At 62.2% G+C, this 17,219-nt stretch carries 21 protein-coding genes and 1 pseudogene; 18 read left to right on the forward strand and 4 right to left on the reverse strand.

Annotation, left to right across the window (positions count from 1 at the left end; all coding sequences use genetic code 11):
* The first annotated feature begins 2 nt into the window (after positions 1-2).
* From HLH48_RS15705 to ssb, 10 genes are all read left to right on the forward strand, one after another.
* The gene (locus HLH48_RS15705; RefSeq protein ID WP_182998457.1) at positions 3-1,769 is read left to right on the forward strand and encodes a hypothetical protein; all 1,767 of its coding nucleotides are present in this window, start codon (positions 3-5) and stop codon (positions 1,767-1,769) included.
* A 24-nt stretch (positions 1,770-1,793) separates the two neighbouring features.
* Complete coding sequence (locus HLH48_RS15710) at positions 1,794-4,106, forward strand: DotA/TraY family protein (protein ID WP_182998434.1); 2,313 nt, start codon at positions 1,794-1,796, stop codon at positions 4,104-4,106.
* A 23-nt stretch (positions 4,107-4,129) separates the two neighbouring features.
* Positions 4,130-4,489, forward strand: coding sequence for a hypothetical protein (locus HLH48_RS15715; RefSeq protein WP_182998435.1), 360 nt, complete (start codon positions 4,130-4,132; stop codon positions 4,487-4,489).
* Positions 4,490-4,840: 351 nt separating this feature from the next.
* A complete protein-coding gene (locus tag HLH48_RS15720) occupies positions 4,841-5,266 on the forward strand; it encodes an antitoxin Xre-like helix-turn-helix domain-containing protein (RefSeq protein WP_182998436.1) in 426 nt (141 codons plus the stop codon).
* Positions 5,267-5,737, forward strand: a complete 471-nt coding sequence (locus HLH48_RS15725; RefSeq protein WP_343065428.1) for an RES family NAD+ phosphorylase — start codon at positions 5,267-5,269, stop codon at positions 5,735-5,737.
* A 210-nt stretch (positions 5,738-5,947) separates the two neighbouring features.
* Positions 5,948-6,070 (forward strand): hypothetical protein, encoded by a 123-nt coding sequence (locus tag HLH48_RS23575; RefSeq protein ID WP_264812328.1) that lies wholly within the window; start codon positions 5,948-5,950, stop codon positions 6,068-6,070.
* Between the two features lie 63 nt (positions 6,071-6,133).
* Positions 6,134-6,391 carry a type II toxin-antitoxin system VapB family antitoxin gene (locus HLH48_RS15735; RefSeq protein WP_182998438.1) on the forward strand — a complete coding sequence of 86 codons (258 nt, stop codon included), beginning with the start codon at positions 6,134-6,136 and terminating at the stop codon, positions 6,389-6,391.
* Entirely contained in the window at positions 6,388-6,804 is a 417-nt protein-coding gene (locus HLH48_RS15740) for a type II toxin-antitoxin system VapC family toxin (RefSeq protein ID WP_182998439.1), read from the forward strand. The genes HLH48_RS15735 and HLH48_RS15740 overlap by 4 nt, the downstream gene beginning before the upstream one ends.
* A gap of 159 nt (positions 6,805-6,963) precedes the next feature.
* Positions 6,964-7,350: a hypothetical protein gene (locus HLH48_RS15745; RefSeq protein ID WP_182998440.1), complete on the forward strand. Its 387-nt coding sequence runs from the start codon at positions 6,964-6,966 to the stop codon at positions 7,348-7,350.
* A gap of 86 nt (positions 7,351-7,436) precedes the next feature.
* Complete coding sequence (ssb, locus tag HLH48_RS15750; RefSeq protein ID WP_182998441.1) at positions 7,437-7,808, forward strand: single-stranded DNA-binding protein; 372 nt, start codon at positions 7,437-7,439, stop codon at positions 7,806-7,808.
* 5 nt (positions 7,809-7,813) lie between these two features.
* On the opposite strand, the pseudogene HLH48_RS23680 reads toward ssb, so the two are convergent.
* From HLH48_RS23680 to relB, 3 genes and pseudogenes are all read right to left on the reverse strand, one after another.
* Positions 7,814-7,939 (reverse strand): annotated as a pseudogene (locus HLH48_RS23680) (type II toxin-antitoxin system RelE/ParE family toxin); the annotation flags it as partial.
* Positions 7,940-8,009: 70 nt separating this feature from the next.
* Entirely contained in the window at positions 8,010-9,230 is a 1,221-nt protein-coding gene (locus HLH48_RS15760; RefSeq protein ID WP_182998442.1) for an RNA-guided endonuclease InsQ/TnpB family protein, read from the reverse strand.
* 268 nt (positions 9,231-9,498) lie between these two features.
* Positions 9,499-9,690 carry a type II toxin-antitoxin system RelB family antitoxin gene (relB, locus tag HLH48_RS15765; protein ID WP_182998443.1) on the reverse strand — a complete coding sequence of 64 codons (192 nt, stop codon included), beginning with the start codon at positions 9,688-9,690 and terminating at the stop codon, positions 9,499-9,501.
* A 145-nt stretch (positions 9,691-9,835) separates the two neighbouring features.
* Here relB and HLH48_RS15770 point away from each other — a divergent pair, with 145 nt between their 5' ends.
* Both HLH48_RS15770 and HLH48_RS15775 read left to right on the forward strand, forming a co-directional pair.
* On the forward strand, positions 9,836-10,096 hold the full coding sequence (locus tag HLH48_RS15770) for a type II toxin-antitoxin system VapB family antitoxin (protein WP_182998444.1): 261 nt from the start codon (positions 9,836-9,838) through the stop codon (positions 10,094-10,096).
* Positions 10,096-10,500, forward strand: a complete 405-nt coding sequence (locus tag HLH48_RS15775; protein ID WP_182998445.1) for a type II toxin-antitoxin system VapC family toxin — start codon at positions 10,096-10,098, stop codon at positions 10,498-10,500. The genes HLH48_RS15770 and HLH48_RS15775 overlap by 1 nt, the downstream gene beginning before the upstream one ends.
* Before the next feature lie 491 nt (positions 10,501-10,991).
* On the opposite strand, the gene HLH48_RS15780 is transcribed toward HLH48_RS15775, so the two are convergent.
* Positions 10,992-12,014 (reverse strand): hypothetical protein, encoded by a 1,023-nt coding sequence (locus tag HLH48_RS15780; RefSeq protein ID WP_182998446.1) that lies wholly within the window; start codon positions 12,012-12,014, stop codon positions 10,992-10,994.
* A gap of 115 nt (positions 12,015-12,129) precedes the next feature.
* Between HLH48_RS15780 and HLH48_RS15785 the strand changes: the two genes are divergently transcribed.
* The 6 genes from HLH48_RS15785 (at position 12,130) to HLH48_RS15810 (ending at position 16,824) form a co-directional block, all read left to right on the forward strand.
* A complete protein-coding gene (locus tag HLH48_RS15785) occupies positions 12,130-12,618 on the forward strand; it encodes a hypothetical protein (RefSeq protein WP_182998447.1) in 489 nt (162 codons plus the stop codon).
* Positions 12,602-13,327, forward strand: a complete 726-nt coding sequence (locus tag HLH48_RS15790; protein ID WP_220795151.1) for a transglycosylase SLT domain-containing protein — start codon at positions 12,602-12,604, stop codon at positions 13,325-13,327. The genes HLH48_RS15785 and HLH48_RS15790 overlap by 17 nt, the downstream gene beginning before the upstream one ends.
* Before the next feature lie 264 nt (positions 13,328-13,591).
* Entirely contained in the window at positions 13,592-14,890 is a 1,299-nt protein-coding gene (repC, locus tag HLH48_RS15795) for a replication initiation protein RepC (protein WP_182998448.1), read from the forward strand.
* Positions 14,891-15,207: 317 nt separating this feature from the next.
* Entirely contained in the window at positions 15,208-15,588 is a 381-nt protein-coding gene (locus HLH48_RS15800; RefSeq protein ID WP_182998449.1) for a hypothetical protein, read from the forward strand.
* A 95-nt stretch (positions 15,589-15,683) separates the two neighbouring features.
* Positions 15,684-16,271, forward strand: coding sequence for a hypothetical protein (locus HLH48_RS15805; protein WP_182998450.1), 588 nt, complete (start codon positions 15,684-15,686; stop codon positions 16,269-16,271).
* Between the two features lie 19 nt (positions 16,272-16,290).
* The gene (locus HLH48_RS15810; RefSeq protein ID WP_182998451.1) at positions 16,291-16,824 is read left to right on the forward strand and encodes an NYN domain-containing protein; all 534 of its coding nucleotides are present in this window, start codon (positions 16,291-16,293) and stop codon (positions 16,822-16,824) included.
* Positions 16,825-17,219: the final 395 nt, after the last annotated feature.

Consider the following 17,219-nt stretch of genomic DNA (forward strand, 5'->3'; position numbering starts at 1 on the left):
CCATGGCTGAAGATAGTGGCCAGCAGCCGCGCGACGGGCTGGTCGATTTTCTGGAGCATCTGAAGAAGCTCAATGACGGGCTGCCGCCAGAGCAGCGCATCATGGCGGAGGAGCTTGATCGCCTGATCGAGGCGAGCCGCAAGGAGGGTGCCACACAGGACGCTGCGTTCCGGACCCAGGCGCTCTGGCTGGTGTCGGACTGGACCCGCCATCATGCGGCGGGCGCGTCCCTTTATGTGCCGCTCGACCTTCGGCAGGAAGCGGAGGCGCGGCGGGGCCAATATCCCGGCCTGGTCAATCACGACATGCAGGCGTTGCTGGCTCAGGCCGAGCAGATTCCCGACCGGTCGCTGGCCCACGCGATCCGCAGGGAGGCCATGACAATGGCTGCGCAGCCCAGCGAGGAGCAGGATCGGGCGGCCGCCATCAAGCGCGTTGGCGTGCTCGAATATCTGCTTGACCGTTCCAACGCGGTTATCGAACCTGCACCTGCACCTGCACCTGCACCTGCACCTGCACCTGCACCTGCACCTGCACCTGCACCTGCACCTGCACCTGCACCTGCACCTGCACCTGCACCTGCACCTGCACCTGCACCGGTCGAACCGGCGCAGGGTGTCGGGCCCGAAGCCGGCCAGGAGCAGCCAGATCAGTTCGACGATCCGGGATATCAGGCGAGCCTCGACGCTGACGTGGATGGTACGCCTGCCACCGGCGCTGCCACGTCGGTTGACCAGGGCGCGCAGCAGCATTCAGCGCCGGCGGCGGCGGAATTAGGTCAAACGGCCGCGTCGCAGGAGGCGGTCGCGGGTCAGCAGCCGGCGCATGATGCCGCAGCGACGCGGGCCGATGAGGGGCAGGGCAACCAGGCCGAGCAGAAGCAGGATCAGGTTCGGCAGGGCGAGGAAGAACGCCGTGGGCAGTCCGAGGCGGACAAGGCCCGGCAGGGACAGCAGACGCGGGCGGCTGGCAAGCCGGGCGCCGCGGGAGAAAAGTCTGAGCGCAACGCCCCGAACCAAAGCGACACGCAGCGCCAGTCGGATCAGGCCGGACGTGATCCCGAGCCCGCCGTTGTCCAAAGTGCTCAGCCCGCCGGCAACGACCCCTATACGAGGGAGATCGCCGCACTGGGAGCCGAGGGCATCAAGTTCGCGCCCCGTGGCACATTGCTTGGTGCCCTTAGGAAGCTATCGAAGCCAGCTCAGGCGCAAGAGCAGAACCAGGCGGCGCCTGCGCCCGTGTCCATCGACGCGGCCGCGAAGCGACTGCACGACTCACAAAAATCGCTCGACCAGGCGATCAAGGACATGTTCGCCGAGCAAAAGGAAATCACCGGCGCAATCGAAGGGATGATCGCGAAGACCGGCTTGCCTCGGTCCTCCGTGATTGCCGAGATGCGCAAAGGCGGCCGCGCGGAAGATATCCGTGAAATGCTCGACACGCAGTTGAAGGGACGGCCGACCCTTGGCGCCGCATACGACCGTCTTGAGAAACAGGTCGAGCAGTTTGCCGATGCACACACCGCCTTTGAGAAGGCTGCAACGGCAGCTCGGCGCCCGCTCGATGATCCGGCATTCGACAGCTTGCATGAGCAATCCGACCGCCTCCAGAACCGCCTGCGTGGCATCCCCTCCAAGGAGGAGGGGAAGAACTTCTTTCAAAGCGTGAAGGAGAAGGTCCAGGCCGTTTTCAAGAAGGTGAAGACGCTCGTCGACAAGGTGCGAGGCCGCAGCGCCGAGCAGGACCAAGACACCAGCATGACCCGTTAGGTCCGGCACCAAAAGGAGCCCGTCATGCGGCGCAGCATCATCCCGTTCCTGATCTTCTCGGCACTCTCGATCGGGATGGCGCACGCCCAGTCCACGACGGGGACGTCGACGACCGCCGCCTGGAGTTTCGACGCCGGCGACGACTGGACGCTCTCCGTTCTCGACTCCCTGATCCCGACCAGCGGGACCAACAATGTCATCGCCGGCTCTCTCGGCCTGATTGCCCTGGGCATCACGGGTGTCGCCGGCGGCTGGCTGCTCTATGCGCTTTTTGTACGAACGCACGCGATCATGGAAAGCGGCAAAGTCATAGCCAGCGGCTTCAACGGCTTCCTGTTGCCAAGGCTGGTCGTGATGAGCGCGTTGATGATTCCGGTTCCGGGAGTCGGCGGCCTGACTCTCGGCATGATGGGCGTCAAGCAGCTGCTGCGCGGCGCGATTGGCCTCGCCCGCGCGGAAAACAACACCATGATCGATCTGATCGGCCCGAAGGCCCTTCCCCTGGCTACGCCGTCATCTCCCGGAACACGCGCTGTGGTTCAGGGCGTGATCGCATCGGAGTTTTGCCGGGCTCTCCTGAACGCGGCGTCGAACAATGACAAATTCGTGCCTATTCCGTCGTCAGGATCCAATCATGTCACCTCCGTCTCCGTCGCTGTCGGACGCACGTATCGGTACGCCTTGGCGGACGGGAACGGGTTCGGCCGGCCGGCCTGTGGTGGTGTTTCGATCAGCTTCCCGGCTTTGGGAACCGACGCGACCAGCTATCTTTCGTTGCCGGACGTCAGTTCGGCCGAGATGGCTGCGCTTGACAAGCTGGTGACCGACGTTCGCTCCTCGGTCGCCCCGATCGCACAGGAGATGTGGAAAAAAAAGGATTCCTCGGTCCTGCGGAAACTCGACGCCGTCCTACAGACCGAAGCGAATGCTTACGGGCAGAGCACAATGGCGGCTGTCTCGTCCGCAATTTCGTCCGTACGCACCGGGAAGGGACGGGACAGCGATCCCGGGATCGCGGAAATGCGGCGCCTCGGCTGGACCGGGGCAGGCTCCTACTATCTGGAGATCGCCCGCCTGAACTCGCAGATCCTATCCCTCGCCGCGATCTCGCCGGAAGTCGTGAGTCCGAATTACAATGGCTTGGGCGGGTATCTCGCCACGGATATCGCGCCCTTCGTTCAGGCGCTCGACAGCTACCAGGACGAGCAAGATGAACGGCTCTCCTTGTTCGACAACTCCAGCGTGACGGGGCAGCTTCCGGACCTGGAAGCCAACTCCTCTCCGGGGGAACCGTCGGCATCGTCCTCCCCTTTGGACTGGATCCTGCGAAAGTTGCACCTGAACGAACGGTTGCTGAACGTCGTCATGTCGCTCTTTGCGGCACCGTCGGCCGGAAGCGGTTGGACCGATCCGCTGGCATCGCAGATCTCCCTTGGGCACCTCCTGATCCATACGGCCGTCGTGACGCAGATAGGGATTTCCTTGCTATCGTCAAAGGTTGGACGCGCGGGTGAGCTTCTGTCGGTCGTGGGCAACGCCGTGGTGGGTGATATCCCCGGCGCTGCGGTGTCCATGGCAGCCCTGGTTGGAGGGCAGATACTCGCCAACATGGGAAGCGCCGTCAGCGCGCTGCTGATGGCGCTGTTCATCCCTGGCGTGTTTATGGCCTATGTCCTGCCGATGATCCCGGTTCTCTATTTCTACTCGGGCGTCATGGGCTGGCTGGTCATGGCGGTGGAGATGATCGTCACCGTTCCCTTCTGGGGGCTCTCCCACGCCGTGCTACAGGGCGAGGGGATGCATGGGCGGGGGCAGAAGGGATACGAGTTCCTCTTCAACGTAGTTTTCCGTCCCGCCCTGATGCTGATCGCCTTGCAGATAAGCTACGTCCTGTTTGGCGCGGGGTCGTGGTTCCTTATGAAGTCGTTCTCGATTGCGGCCGCGTTTACCCTGGAGCGAGGCTTTTTCCTCGACAATCTGATCGGCGCGCTCGTGATGCTCTGCCTTTTCGTGGCCGCCGAGATCAAGTGGGCGCATGTGTGTTTCCGGCTCATCTCCACGATCCCGCATCATGCGGTCGAATTCGTGAGCTTCCAGACTGTCGGGCGTGTCAACCATGACGATTTCGTCGAGCAGAGCAGCGGGTCGGGCACCTTCAAGTCGCAGGATAAGGCGCTCGAGGGCGTAAGAAAGGCGACCCAGGACGTGATTTCACCCGGAGACACGAACACGGGAAGCGGTGGCGGTGGCGGGGGTAAAAAAGGCGAAGACAGCGCTGCAGATCGTGGTATTGATAGCACGACGCGCGCTATCATGCGGTCCTCGCAGCGCAAGTAAGCAAAGAGAAAGAGGAGGGAGCGTTGGATACGTTCGAATACAAGGTCCTTCTCGATATTCGGAGCAACCTGCGGCAGATCAACCGTGGCCAAGGTCAGCAGGGCGTTTCGCCGCAGGCTTATGCTGAGGTGCGGGCGCACTGTCTTTACCTCGCTGATCTGGTGGACAGGCAGCGGCAGGAACTCGATAGCGCAGCGGCGTGGCGGGATTGGGCTGAGGATACTCTCAAGGTCCGCGCTGAGAACCTGGCCAATGCGAAGAAGCATGCTGAGGACCTGGACGCGTGGCATGAGGCGCGGGCGGCCGAGCGCGAGAAGCGCATTGCCGAATTGGAAAAGGAGAACGAGGTGCTGCACCAGCGTCTGATGGTGCGTGCTGCGTGAGACTTTTTCGCGTGCTTGGTCTCGGTCTCACTGGAGCAACGCTCGCGGCTTGCGCCTCGGGAAACGTCTCGAATATCCCGCCGCGTGGGCCTGCGCCGCCGCCGACTGCTCACGCGCACTTTGATCCGTATGCCTCCTATGGCTCAACGCCGGCGACCTGGTCGCCGGTCGTGGCGACCAGGCTTGGGTCGATCGATCGTCCTGGCGATCCCGTAATCGATGCCGGCCGCCCGGATTATGAGCATGCGGCGTGGTCGATCCAGAGCAAGGCCGCCCAAGCCGGAACATTCTGAAGGGGCTCTTGATTGCGCGCCACTTGAAGCGCATATTCATCTCATGTGAGGTGAAGTCATGTTGTCGGATACAATTGACGCGGTACTTGGCGTTCCCGGAATTGGCGTCCATTCGAGATTGGGCCTTGTTCGGTCAATCGAGGAGGGGTTGCCGGTGTCGGCTTTGGACAGTCTGGTCAGTGCGATTGCGCCAGACGACGCCCAGTTTAAGTATCGGCTTGTGCCCAAGGCTACTTTGGAGCGCCGCAGGCGCTCGTCGAATAAACTGACGCCCGAGGAAGGTGACAATGTAGCGCGGTTGGCGAAGGTTTATGCTTTCGCGTTGAGTATCTACCGTTCTCCAGAGCAGGTCCGCACGTTCATGGCGCGCCCGCACATGATGTTGGAAAATCGAGCGCCGATCGATGTGGCGGTGAGCAACAGTGCAGGGAGTGACGCTGTGATCAATCTCCTTGGCCGAGCCGCATACGGAGGCGGGGTTTAAGTGCGGACGGACCGAGTTTTGTATTGCTTCCGCATTGGAGACCCGATGGGCGAATTTCCCATCTTTGACTCGGAAGGTTCACGCCTATACCCCGGCAGATGGAATACTGAACTCAGTCCTGTGATTTACACCTCCGAGCATTATTCGACGGCGATGCTTGAAAAACTTGTGCATGCCAATTCAGTTCTTCCACCAAACCAGCACTATATAAAAATAACGATACCGCCCGGCGTCTCTTACGAAGTCTTCCAGACGGCCGACTACCCCGGCTGGGACGCAGCTGATGAAATGCGTTGCAAGCGGTACGGTGAAAAATGGGTTCACGACGAACGTAGCGCTCTCTTGCTCGTGCCATCTATCCCGGCAAGGATCGAACGCAACATTCTCGTTAATCCGCGCCATCCGGATGCCGGAATGATCACGTTCGACTTGCCGGAGCCCATATGGTGGGACGGGCGCCTTTATGCCTAACCGCCAACTCAGGCTTGCTCCCTAATTAGGCCCTGGTTCCAGACGCGATCACATCCGCGTCTCGGTCTCACTGGAGCAACGCTCGCGGCTTGCGCCTCGGGAAACGTCTCGAATGTTCCGCCGCGTGGGCCTGCGCCGCCGCCGACTGCTCACGCGCACTTTGATCCGTACGCTTCGTATGGCTCAACGCCGGCGACCTGGTCCCCCGCCGTGGCGACCAGGCTTGGGTCGATCGACCGTCCTGGCGATCCCGTCATCGATGCAGGGCGGCCGGATTACGAGCATGCCCCGTGGTCGATCCAGAGCAAGGCGGCGCAGACAGGCACCTTTTAGACGCTTGATAAGTGTATCGTGGATTGGTAGAATGAGCGGGAGGTTCTACCATCCGGTATCATCATGCATCTCAATATCAAAAATGACGAAGCACACAGGCTGGCGTCAGAGCTTGCTCGTTTGACTGGCGAAAGCTTGACGGCCGCCGTGACCGTTGCACTGCGAGAGCGGTTAGACCGCCAAACGAAACGTCGCGGCCGTCAATTCGATGTCGCAGCGCGCTTGATGGCTATTGGGCAGCGCTTTGCCGCGATTCCCGACCGTCCGGAGACCGATCCAGACGTGATCCTTGGTTACGACGACAACGGGCTACCAACGTGATCGTCGTCGACACGTCCGCCGTTGTCGCCATTTTCCGCCAGGAATCGGACGCGGCAGGCTTTGCGGTCGCCATTGGCCAAGCTGAAGAACCGACGATCTCCGCCGCAACCGTTCTGGAAGCGTCCCTTGTTCTGAGAGGGCTGAAGCAACTTGACCCGAAGAAGGCCGAGGATTGGCTGAACGAGTTTCTGGATATCGCCGGAATGCATATCGAGCCGGTTACAGTAGAGCAGGCGCAGGTGGCGCGAGAAGCGCACATAAGGTTTGGTAGAGGAACGGGCCATACCGCCCAATTGAATTACGGCGACTGCTTTTCATATGCGCTCGCAAAGGTGATGGGGGCCCCGCTATTGTTCAAGGGCGATGACTTTGCACGCACGGATGTTTTGAAAGCACCTTGTCATGTGTTGTGACTCGAAAGCCACGCGGTCGAGCCGAAATACCGTGAGATGTCCGAATATTATTTGAATCCGTGGCAATGAGGCCATAGAGTCCCAGGAGAGCGCAGCTCGTGCGCTCTCCATAGGCGCCCCGGCCGGTGTTGGAAGCACCAGACCGGGACTTCGCCAGACATGAAGGATGAATTCATGACCAGCGCACCCATAGCTATGGGGCTATCCGCTGCCCCAGCGCAATACCCTCCGGCAGGATTCGCCCCTCCCGGTATCGCCTTGATTGCGTTCCATATAGCGGAATCGCAGGCGATCGAGGAAGGCTGCGATCCGTCGACCGATTACCGCCCGACAGCGCTCTCCCAGACCGATCAGCATAACGAGATCGCGGCCGCTATCGCGGCAGCGAGATCCCGTGCCCGGTTGGCGCTCGCCGATCACCACTGGACCCAGGCCATCAAGCTGGTGCGCGCCCTCCAGGGCTCTCGCTCGGGCCGCGAGCAACTCGCGGCCGCCAGCATGTTCGGCGTGGATCTCGGAGCCGTCCTGGAGCGCGCTCGCGCCTAAGCAGCTCCGGCTACCCGTCCAGTTTTCTGATCAATCGCGCACTCAATGCGCCTGGCTGCATGTCGTGCAGCCATGGGAGCCCCGTCATGACCGGCTGCGTCAACAAAGTGATTCTCATTGGCACCCTCCAAGGTGCGCCTCTGGTCCGGATCAATCACACTGGATCGGCAATGGTTTCGTTCAACCTCGCGACGTCCGACAAATGGAAAGACCGAAGGACCGGAGCGGAACGCGTCCGCGTCGAGCGGCATCGGATTGTCGTCTTCAACCCAGATCTGGTCGCGGTGGCCCGCGACAAGCTGCACAACGGCAGCAGAACCTACCTGGAGGGCGTGCTCCAGACGCGCAAATGGACCGACGAGGAGGGCTTACCGCGTGTCAGCATCGAGATCGTTCTGGACCACGACCGCGGAGCGCTGGTGCCGCTGGACACGGCTGCGACGTCGGCGGCCGCGTGAGCCGACTAACCGGGAAACTGCCGACGGGCATGGACGACGCTGACGATCTCGATCGCCGTCGCCGTGACGCGATACAAAACGATGTAGTTCGGATACGCGACAATTTCGCGCAAGCCGGGAACACGCTCGCTTCTGGGATGAAGATACGGGTGCTGACGTGCTCACCGGCCTGAAGGCCGATGGTTCCGGGATGGGCGTGCATTAAGCTGCCCTCCTGGTGCTTCCTGCTTCGCCGGGCCGCTTGTTGCGGTGTCCCTCCACAGGCTTCAACGGGCTGTCCGCCCGCCGTAGGATGTTTTTCGCGGCGTTGATATCCGCGTTTTCGGTGTGTCCGCAGGTGGTGCAGACGAAGCGTGCCTGGCTGACCCGGCTGGTCGGGTCGAGGCTTTCGCAGGCCGAACAGGTCTGGCTGGTGTAGGCGGGGGGCACCTCTACGAGCGATCCACCCCGTTCGGCCAGTTTGTATCCCAGCAGGGTGCGGAACAGCCGCCATCCCTGATCGAGGATGCTGCGGTTGAGCCCGGCCTTCTGCCGGACCTTGCGGCCCGGTTCATCGACGGTGCCTTTGGCGGATGCGGACATGTTCCGCACCTGCAATGCCTCCACAACGACCGTGCCGTGGCTCTTGGCGATGGTCGTGCTGACCTTGTGGAGGAAATCCTTGCGGGCGCTGGCCACGCGGGCGTGCAGGGTCTGCACCCGCCGCACGGCCTTGCGCCGATTGGCGCTGCCCTTCCTTTTGCGGGAGACGGCTCGTTGCGCCTTGCGCAGCGCACACAGGGCCTTCCTGCCAAAGTCTCCCGGCGCGACGGTCTCTCCGCTGCTCATGGCGGCGAAGACGGCCACGCCCATGTCGATCCCGACCGGAGCCAGAACTGTGGGCGCAGGCTCCTCGACCTCGCGCTCCCACTGGACGGACGCGAACCACTGCCCGCCCCGGCGGCAGATGGTGATGGTCCGGATCGCGCCCGGCAGATCATACCAGCCTCGGAAAGCGACCCATCCGAGTTTGGGCAGTTTAACACGACCTGTCTTCTTCCCGGTTCGCTCCACCCGCAGAGATGCGGGGTCTGGAAAGCGGAAGCTGTCGTGCAGGCCCTTGCGACGGGGCGACGGATAGCCAGAGCGCCCGGAGAAGAAGTTCTGATAGGCCCTGTCGAGATCGCGCAACGCCTGTTGCAGCGGATGGATCGGCGCTTCTCGCAACCAGTCCACGTCCCGGCGCAGATCGGTGAGTTCCCGACATTGCCCGGCAAACGAGATTGATTTGCCGGTTCTGTCCTTGTGGCGTTGCCACCAGTCCCGCCGCTGTTCCAGCGCCAGATTGTAGACCGTCCGGCAGGCCCCCGAGATCCGGGACAGCATCTCGCGCTGTGCCGGATCTGGATAAAGCCGATAGATATTGGCCTTGCGCTGGATCATCCCACGCGTCTACCCAAAATGGTCTGCCAGTACAAGAAATACGATGCGAAAATCGTAGACCACGGCGAAATAATATTCGCAGATGCTACCAAACATAGGCCCTATCCCCGGCCTGAACGCCGGAGCTTGCGGGCCTGAAAAACGGGTAAAACCACGGTTCCAAGCCTAGCGCTGAGCCGCTTGGCGGCCACAGGATTCTCAGCGGCAATTCCGGCGATAATCTGGCGGAGATCGGCTCGGGCGGTGTCGCGCCAAACGATTAGCAGCATCAGGCGGAACGGCGCCGTTGTTCTTCGGCGACAATGATAGCCTCTATTTCTCCCATGACCTCATCATGGGGAATTGTCGGCCTTTGATCACTCAAGCTCGCTGCGACCTTTGCCCGAAGCCAGGTGTTGTATGCCTCTTCCTGTTCGACCGTCTCGAACTCGGAGACGATCGGAGAGAGAATCTCGCCCATGGCGTGGCCTCCTGCGATTGGTCGGACCGTCAGGATAAAGCATCCTGCGGCAGAGCGCACTTGATTTCGCGGCCGCGCTGCGGCCATCCCTTGCCTCCTGCCTCGTTCCAATCTACATTGGCGATGTAGATTTGAGGTGGTCCTTATGGCTCTGAATGTCAACAACCCGGAAGCCGATGCCCTGACGCGAAAATTCGCGCGGATTGCCGGGGTAGGGCTCACAGATGCCATCGTGATCGCCATGAGAGAAGCGATTGCGCGACGCAAGCTCGCCGATACGCCTGCTCAGGCGGCAGCCCGGTTACGAGAAAAATACGCTGTGACCCTCACCGAGGAAACGCGGAAGCCTCTACCGAACCTGGTTTTCGACACCATGTGGGGCGAAGCCGAGGGTCCGGTTGCCTGATGTTCGTCGATGCCTGCGCCATTATCGCCCTTCTGGCTGACGAGCCGGAAGCGGATCGGATATCCGCCGCTCTGGCAGCGTCCCGGAAAAGGATGACATCCCCGGTCGCTGTGCTGGAGGCGGTCCTTGGCCTTTGCCGCGCTGACAAGTTTAATCTCCCGGTCGCAGTGATCGAGCCCCTCGTCCTTGAGTTTCTCGAGGATCAGGATATCGAACTCCGCGATCTGCCCCCTGCAATAGAAGCAACACGCTTGGCCCTGATGGCAGCCGAGCGATTTGGCTCCGGGCGACGTCGCCTGAATCTGGGCGATTGCCTGCACTATGCCTGCGCAAAATATTACTCCGTCCCAATTCTGGCGACAGACGATGAGTTTCGGCAGACGGATATAGAAACGCTTCCGTAACCGGATCTCCGCGAGCAGTTCCAGCTAAGACCGCGTCGGCCACCTTGCGTCGCCGGCGGCGAGAAACGCCTGCCAACCAGGCGTCTCAGGATTCCGCAGCCGCCAGTTTGCGGCGACTTCCATTAGCATCGACATGCAGTGGCACAGAGAATAGGCGGCCAGACCGATCGTGTAGAACCAGCTGGGCCGCGTATGGGTCGTGATCAGCAATGTGAGCCAGGCCCCGTAAATGACCAGGAGCCAGGCGGCCTGGAGCCAGAAGGCGCGGTAAGTCGCCCTGAGGAGGCGTGCGTATTCGCGTGACGGCAGGAGAGCAGGGGTCGACGCGTTGGCGGAGACGAGATCCGTCCTGGCCTCGCGGAGGGCGTCAGCGCCGATGCGAATACCGTCAACTGCGAGTGCCCGTCCGGCCCCCCGTCGCCATCTGGCCCAGAACCGAAGTCCGTCTCGGCTCGGCCAGAACATGCGCCACAGTGTCTTCCCGGCTGGGCTCATGGCCGTGCCTCCGCGACCATGCCGTTGATGTCGGCCGGAACCCCCGCGCTCTGCTGTGTGTGTCCATTTCTGTCCACCCAGAACAGGGTCGGCGTCCCTTTCACGCCGAGGTCGTTAGCGATCGACGTGTTCGCATCGAGGTGCAGGGAAGCATTGGTGCGATCCTCGCCGGCCGGCGTCGTCCGTCCTGCCAGAACGAGCGCCGCCCAGTCTGAAGCCCATAACCTGTCCGTCTCGACCGTCCCCTGGGTGTGCGACCAGCGATCGATGATCCGGTTCCACGCGCCGGCGACTTCACCGGGCGGAAGCGACAGCAGAAGCTGCGCCACACGAGTGCTGCTGCCTTTGTCCTCGTAATCATTGAGGGAGACCGGCAGGAGCGTCAGGCGGAGCTTTCCGGCCTCGACAAGAGGCGTGAGCGCACGCAAGGCCAGCACCGATGGACCACAAAACGGATCAATCATCATCCAGACATGTGGCGCGCCGGGCGTGCCCATACTTCCGCCATACGCTTTCGCCAGAAGCAGCGAGGGGGCGGTACCAGCGGAAGGCCCACCGTCCACGCCGCTGTCGCGGCCGATCCTTACGGTTGGCAGTGCGCCGGGAACCGATCTCAGAAGTGCCAGTGTTTCGTTCGTTCCGTCCAGGTCATAGAGTTCACCTCTGACCAGGTGCTTCCCGCCAAGCACCAGATAGTAGACCTGATACCGGTCACCCTTACGCGCGAACACGCCCTGGAGGCCATCCACGGGCGGCCCAAGCCGCCACAGGATCCTTCCGTCGGAGGCGAGCGCGGCTAGCGCAGGAAGTGCCGAGATCTCTTCGGTCGTGAACGGACGGACCGTCCCGGGTGGAAGGGGTGGCACCGGAAGGATTCGGACCGGCGCCGACCGATTCGCTGCTGCCGCCTGGGAAACAGGCAAGCTGTCAATTGCTGGTGGCGATACTGCACATTGCGACGCCGCATGGGCCGCAATGGGAAGAAATAGACTGGAAACCAGACAGATACGGAACTTCATCGACGGAGGCCTCTCGTCTCGTGGCTCCGGCGAGTATCAGGGCGAACGGTGAGAGTACCGCAACTCTCACCGTTTTACCCTCTCATCGGCTCCTAGACACCGACAAGGAGCCGACATGTCTCTCCCGATTCGCCGCTGTGCGATTCCCACCCTGACGATGCTGGCGTTCGCCTATGCCGCGTCGGCCCAGGCACAGACCTCGCCGACCGCGGCGGACCTCGACCGCCTGTCGCAGCAGCATGAGGCCGAGATGCCGCACCGTGACTGGGGGACGCCGCCACCCCAGTCCTCAATCCCGCGACTTCCTCCGCCGCGCCCGCTCGCAGCGCCTGCCATCTGCATGAGCACCACGAACGTCTCCGAAGATATCCATCTCCGACCTGATGCCCACTCGCCAGTCATCGGCACCGCTGCACAGCAGGCGGCGGTCACTGATGTGCAACGGAACGGCTGGCGCAAGGTTTTTTACACGGCGACGCGGGCCGGTTGGATCCCGGAAACGGATCTCATTCCCTTCCATCCCCTGGTTCCAACGGGCTCTCACCACTGTGTCGTGACCGGCGCGCGGCCGAACGGCGTGATCGTCTATGACTATCCGCGCTAGGCCCGCGGTGATCGTGCTGGCCGGCATCGCCCTCAGCGGTGCCGGCGTTCCGCCGCAGATCGTGCCGACGATCCTGGAGCCTGGAGCGCCGAACTTCTCCTTCCCCGGCAACGGGACCGAAGGCGAGGCGTCGTCCGGCTCATCGCCTTCGGGCACCTGGGTCGGCGACGGCACGGCGACTGATGCGCTGTCGACCCTTCAGTCGCAGAGCTATGGCGCGGCCGCGATCAGCGCGGCCACGAACGACGGTATCAATCCCGCGACGCTGGCTGCGTTCGGGCAGGTGGAGAGCCATTTTGCCAATGTAGGCAATGGTACCAGCAGCGCGCAGGGAGTGTGGCAGATCACACAGGGCACCTGGGACGACACCGTCAGCCGCTACAACCTGCCCTACACGGAGGCCGACCGGGACGATCCGACCGCTCAGGCTGATGTCGCGAGCCATATCATCAGCGAATACGCGACTGCGGTATCGCAAAGTACCGGACAGCCGGCCACCAGTCTTCAGACATACGGGGCCTACATGTTCGGGCCATCGGCAGGGGCCGCGATTGCCAGCGCCAGCAACACGGACGCTCCGTTGAGCCAGTTCGTGTCGAGCACAGCGCTGAAGAACAACGGCATGACGGGCTGGACGGTCGGTCAATACTACCAGACCATGGCGCAGCGGATGGGAAGCGGCGCGTCCGCGACGGTCTACAATGCGTAGCGCGGTCGATATTTCGGGAGGGCTGCGTATGCCCTGACGCCGAAAAAAGAAGAAGCCCCTGCCTCACCGGTTCCCGCCGGAAAGACAAGGGCCAAATCAACTCACCGAATAGGCAGAGATTCTCAACAAAAAACAAAAAACGCTTTGTTCACGAGAGAATCTTTGGCGGCTTTCGTCGCAGAATGCAAGGTTTTTCTGCGGCTCTCCGGATGGGTTTTGGCCCCTCGTCGAGGCAGGTCCCCCACCTAGCTGGACCGAGCGCATATGATTTCTGCTTCTTTCGCCTCACAACCGATGCTGCCACCATCATCCCGCCGGTTCACGCCGGCGATGCTGGAGACGATCCGCCGGTGCGCCCTGGCACCGGACGCTTATCCCGCCAGGAGCGAAGTGCTTGGTTTCCTGGGGAAGCACTGGCGCCTGGTCGGGCTCACGCGATCGACACGCGACTTTCTGCTGGCAGCCATTCGCTGCACTCGTCCGGACGACTGGATGGAAGGCGGGCAGCCACGCTGTTGGGCCCACAACGAATGGTTCATGGAACAGCTCACGGTCACGGAGACCGCCATCCGCCGCAATATCCGGAGGCTGGCTGAAGGAGGCTTCGTCGCGCCATTCGACCGACCGAACTGCCACCGGCGCGCACCAAGGAGAGGCAGCAATCAAAGTTGGGGCTACCTCGATCTCAGCCCGATCCAGCATGCCTGGGCGGACTGGTGGCGGGCCGCCATCGATCACGAGAAGAGGGTGACGGAATGCGAAGCGATCCGAGAGGATGTCGCGCGATCCCATTTCCGCCTGCTGGAGAATATCGTAGGCGTCGGCGCCTCCGAGGACGCGCCTAGTGCGAAAGAGCAGATGCGCAGGCTCATGTCACGACGCCGGCGACTGACCGACCCCGATGCCCTCAAGGCGATTGCCGTTCAGGCAGAACGCCTCGCGGCCCGGTTTGCGCGCCCGATCACGGCCGATCAGGAGAAGCCGTGTACATCAAAAACGACGGGTAAGATCGGCGGAAACGACGGGCACTATACTGAGTCCTTTATTAAGAAAAGTACAGGTATGGCGCGCGCTGCCGCGCCAATTCGCATTGAGCAATGCGGCGTCGGCAAGGCCGATCTTCCGGCCGGAGCATCGAGCGAGCTTGGCCGCGACCGCTTTGCACAGCGACGTGACGACGACAGGCGCAAGAGCAACCTGCCGCCGACCGTGCTTTTGCGCCTGTGCCCGCCGCTGCGGGACTGCGTGGCGACGGCACGACCTGATTCCACAGCCTGCATCGATGGCGCGCAGATGCTCGCCCACATGCTGGGCGTGGCCCAACCTATTTGGGCGGAAGCCTGCCTGACGTTGGGGCGATATCGCGCCGCTACCGCCGTCGCCATCCTTGCGACCCGGATTGCCGAGGGCGCGCGCGTGCGTAGCGCCAGCGCGTATCTTCTGGCGCAATGCCGCCGCGAGGAGCGTGGCGAACTATTCCTCGCCCGCTCGCTGCAAAGGCTGCGCTACGAACTGCGCCGGCAGACGATGCAGAGTTTTCCATGCTCAGGAGCCAGCCCATGACCCGTCCCGCCTGGACTCCCCTTTGCGTGCCCCATTCCGCTGCTCCCCTCGCCATACATCTCGGCGCGAAGCAAGCGGAGTGCTACGGGTGTCTGGCCATCCCGGCATCCTGGCTGACGGACGGCCGGTGGCAACCGCTCAAACGCTTCCTGCCAACGCGGTTCCGCCCGGATCTCAGCACGCCTTTCCTACAGCCTCGCCCCGTACCGCTGCCTCTCTGGGGTTGGAACCTGCGCAGCCTGCTCGCTCGCGAACATTGGGACCAAATCCGCCGCGAGGCCTATCGTGATTGCGGATATCGATGCCGGATCTGCGGCATGATCGGTGCTGACTGGCCGGTCGAAGCGGACGAGGTCTGGGCCTGCGACGATCGGACGAATGTCCAGAGCCTGGAGACCGTCACCGGGATATGCTCAGCCTGCCACGGGGTGCGCCACTGGGGCAGGACGTCCACGTCCGGCAAACAGGCGGCCGCGCTGCGCCATATGGCCGCCGTCAACGGCATGAGCATGCAGGCATGCCAGACGTTGGTCCAGGCGCGAATGGATGAATGGCTCAACCGGTCCGAGCGGGTCTGGGATCTCGATATCTCCTGGGTCGCGCGAACCTACGGGTTTCCCTCCAGGCCCGACGCCGCCGCAAACGCCGCGGCGGAACACGAAAACCTCACCAGGGCCGCCGAACGAAGTTTTTTTTGAAAAGCGCTGCGAACTCTCACCGCTCGATCGGAGGATGAAAACGGCGAGGCAGACCGCGCCCGCAGGTTTTCGGCCCGGCGAGAGGAGAGGATATCATGCAATTCATCGACGCTTTGGTGGCTGCCGGCGTGGTTGTGATCATAACGGCATGCGGCCCCGCAAACGCCGTCGCCGGGCCCGCGAAAGGTTCACCCTCCCTTGTGCAACCCGCACGGACGCCGCCGGCGGACGGCGCCGGAGGTGTCGCTTCCGATTATGCATCGGCACCCCTCGGCACGGTCTCGATCACCCTGCGTGGGGGCGCCCAGACGATCGCGCTGGTCGTCCCGCGATCCGGAGATTTGCTCCCCTGGTCGCAGTCTGCGGAAACGCCCTACATCGCGGAGATCATCGCCCGGAAAGGTAAGGGAGCGGCGCCGGTAAAGAAAATGTTCCGCGATGGCGTGTGGGGGACCGTCAGCGCGACCGCGGGCGCAAACCGTCAGGTCACTTTGAAAATCGACGTGAAGGACACGAGGCTCGTGAAAATGGACCACTCGACTTTCGTCACCCTTGGCACGATCGACCGTCCGGAATGGCAGGGCTTCGAGTTCCATCAGACCATCAATCTTGGCGACGGTGAGTCCGCGTCTCTCGGTTCCTCCGAGAAAACGGTAGCGACGGTATCGTGGAGGTCGATGTGACGCCCATGCCGGTATGAAGATGACGAACTTCATCTATGTGGACAACGCGAACCTCTTGATCGAGGGCGCCCGCGTGAGCGCTGTGAGCAGAGGGCTGGCGTCTTCGGTCGAGGAAGCCCGTGGCTGCAGGATTATCGACCGGTCATACCGGATCGACTTCGGCAAACTTTATCGATTGCTGGTTCCAGACGTCACGACCGCCCGCGCGCGCATCTTTGGATCCAGAAACGAATCAAATGGCGATGTCTGGGAAGAGGCAGCCAGATCCGGATTCGAGGTCGTTGTTCAGGAAAGCACTCCCAGTGCCAAGGACAGGAAGAGCGATAGCTGCCTCGTGCTATCCGTCGCGCGCGACGCGTATCGCAACGCGAAGCAGGGCGACAGTTTCACGATCGTCTCTGGCACCAACGCATACTGCCCATTGATCGCGCAACTGCAACAGGACGGCTTCCCTGTTGACGTGCGCTTCTGGAACCACGCGGGCCGACAAATCAAAAAGGTGGCCAACCGTTTTTTCTCACTCGATCGCCACGTCGATGAATTGCGCGCGTGATCTTATGAATATTGGATGAGGGTAAGCATGATACTATCCGCAATTCGGCGTTTCGAGCAGAAACTCGAAAAACGGACGGACGACATAGCGCGGGCCCGCATACGGGCGGCGCGTTTCGGCCATATGAATGTCGACGGCCAATTCCCGCCGGCATGGGAGACTGAGGTCGAGGAGGCGCTCCAGGAGCAGAAGGAGTCCGCGCGACGTCGACCCGTGTCAGGCGAAGTGAGCAAGTGACCCCCTGTCGCAATGAGGAACTGACCCCTCTTCGTTTTTGAAAGGGACACCGATGACGGAAGAAGAGAGCATGATTTCCGCATTGTCTGGAACGATGCGGGGAACGGGGATGCTGCAACCCGAGGAAGTTGTCGCGATGATGCGGCTGCACGGGCTTG

Source organism: Gluconacetobacter sacchari (assembly GCF_014174255.1).
Taxonomy (GTDB): Bacteria; Pseudomonadota; Alphaproteobacteria; order Acetobacterales; family Acetobacteraceae; genus Gluconacetobacter; species Gluconacetobacter sacchari.

Coding starts and splice junctions, on each gene's coding strand:
- HLH48_RS15705 (WP_182998457.1), top strand. CDS start 3: ATGGCTGAAGATAGTGGCCAGCAGCCGCGCGACGGGCTGGTCGATTTT.
- HLH48_RS15710 (WP_182998434.1), top strand. CDS start 1,794: ATGCGGCGCAGCATCATCCCGTTCCTGATCTTCTCGGCACTCTCGATC.
- HLH48_RS15720 (WP_182998436.1), top strand. CDS start 4,841: ATGTTGTCGGATACAATTGACGCGGTACTTGGCGTTCCCGGAATTGGC.
- HLH48_RS15735 (WP_182998438.1), top strand. CDS start 6,134: ATGCATCTCAATATCAAAAATGACGAAGCACACAGGCTGGCGTCAGAG.
- HLH48_RS15745 (WP_182998440.1), top strand. CDS start 6,964: ATGAAGGATGAATTCATGACCAGCGCACCCATAGCTATGGGGCTATCC.
- ssb (WP_182998441.1), top strand. CDS start 7,437: ATGACCGGCTGCGTCAACAAAGTGATTCTCATTGGCACCCTCCAAGGT.
- HLH48_RS15760 (WP_182998442.1), bottom strand. CDS start 9,230: ATGATCCAGCGCAAGGCCAATATCTATCGGCTTTATCCAGATCCGGCA.
- relB (WP_182998443.1), bottom strand. CDS start 9,690: ATGGGCGAGATTCTCTCTCCGATCGTCTCCGAGTTCGAGACGGTCGAA.
- HLH48_RS15770 (WP_182998444.1), top strand. CDS start 9,836: ATGGCTCTGAATGTCAACAACCCGGAAGCCGATGCCCTGACGCGAAAA.
- HLH48_RS15775 (WP_182998445.1), top strand. CDS start 10,096: ATGTTCGTCGATGCCTGCGCCATTATCGCCCTTCTGGCTGACGAGCCG.
- HLH48_RS15780 (WP_182998446.1), bottom strand. CDS start 12,014: ATGAAGTTCCGTATCTGTCTGGTTTCCAGTCTATTTCTTCCCATTGCG.
- HLH48_RS15785 (WP_182998447.1), top strand. CDS start 12,130: ATGTCTCTCCCGATTCGCCGCTGTGCGATTCCCACCCTGACGATGCTG.
- HLH48_RS15790 (WP_220795151.1), top strand. CDS start 12,602: ATGACTATCCGCGCTAGGCCCGCGGTGATCGTGCTGGCCGGCATCGCC.
- repC (WP_182998448.1), top strand. CDS start 13,592: ATGATTTCTGCTTCTTTCGCCTCACAACCGATGCTGCCACCATCATCC.
- HLH48_RS15800 (WP_182998449.1), top strand. CDS start 15,208: ATGATCGGTGCTGACTGGCCGGTCGAAGCGGACGAGGTCTGGGCCTGC.
- HLH48_RS15805 (WP_182998450.1), top strand. CDS start 15,684: ATGCAATTCATCGACGCTTTGGTGGCTGCCGGCGTGGTTGTGATCATA.
- HLH48_RS15810 (WP_182998451.1), top strand. CDS start 16,291: ATGACGAACTTCATCTATGTGGACAACGCGAACCTCTTGATCGAGGGC.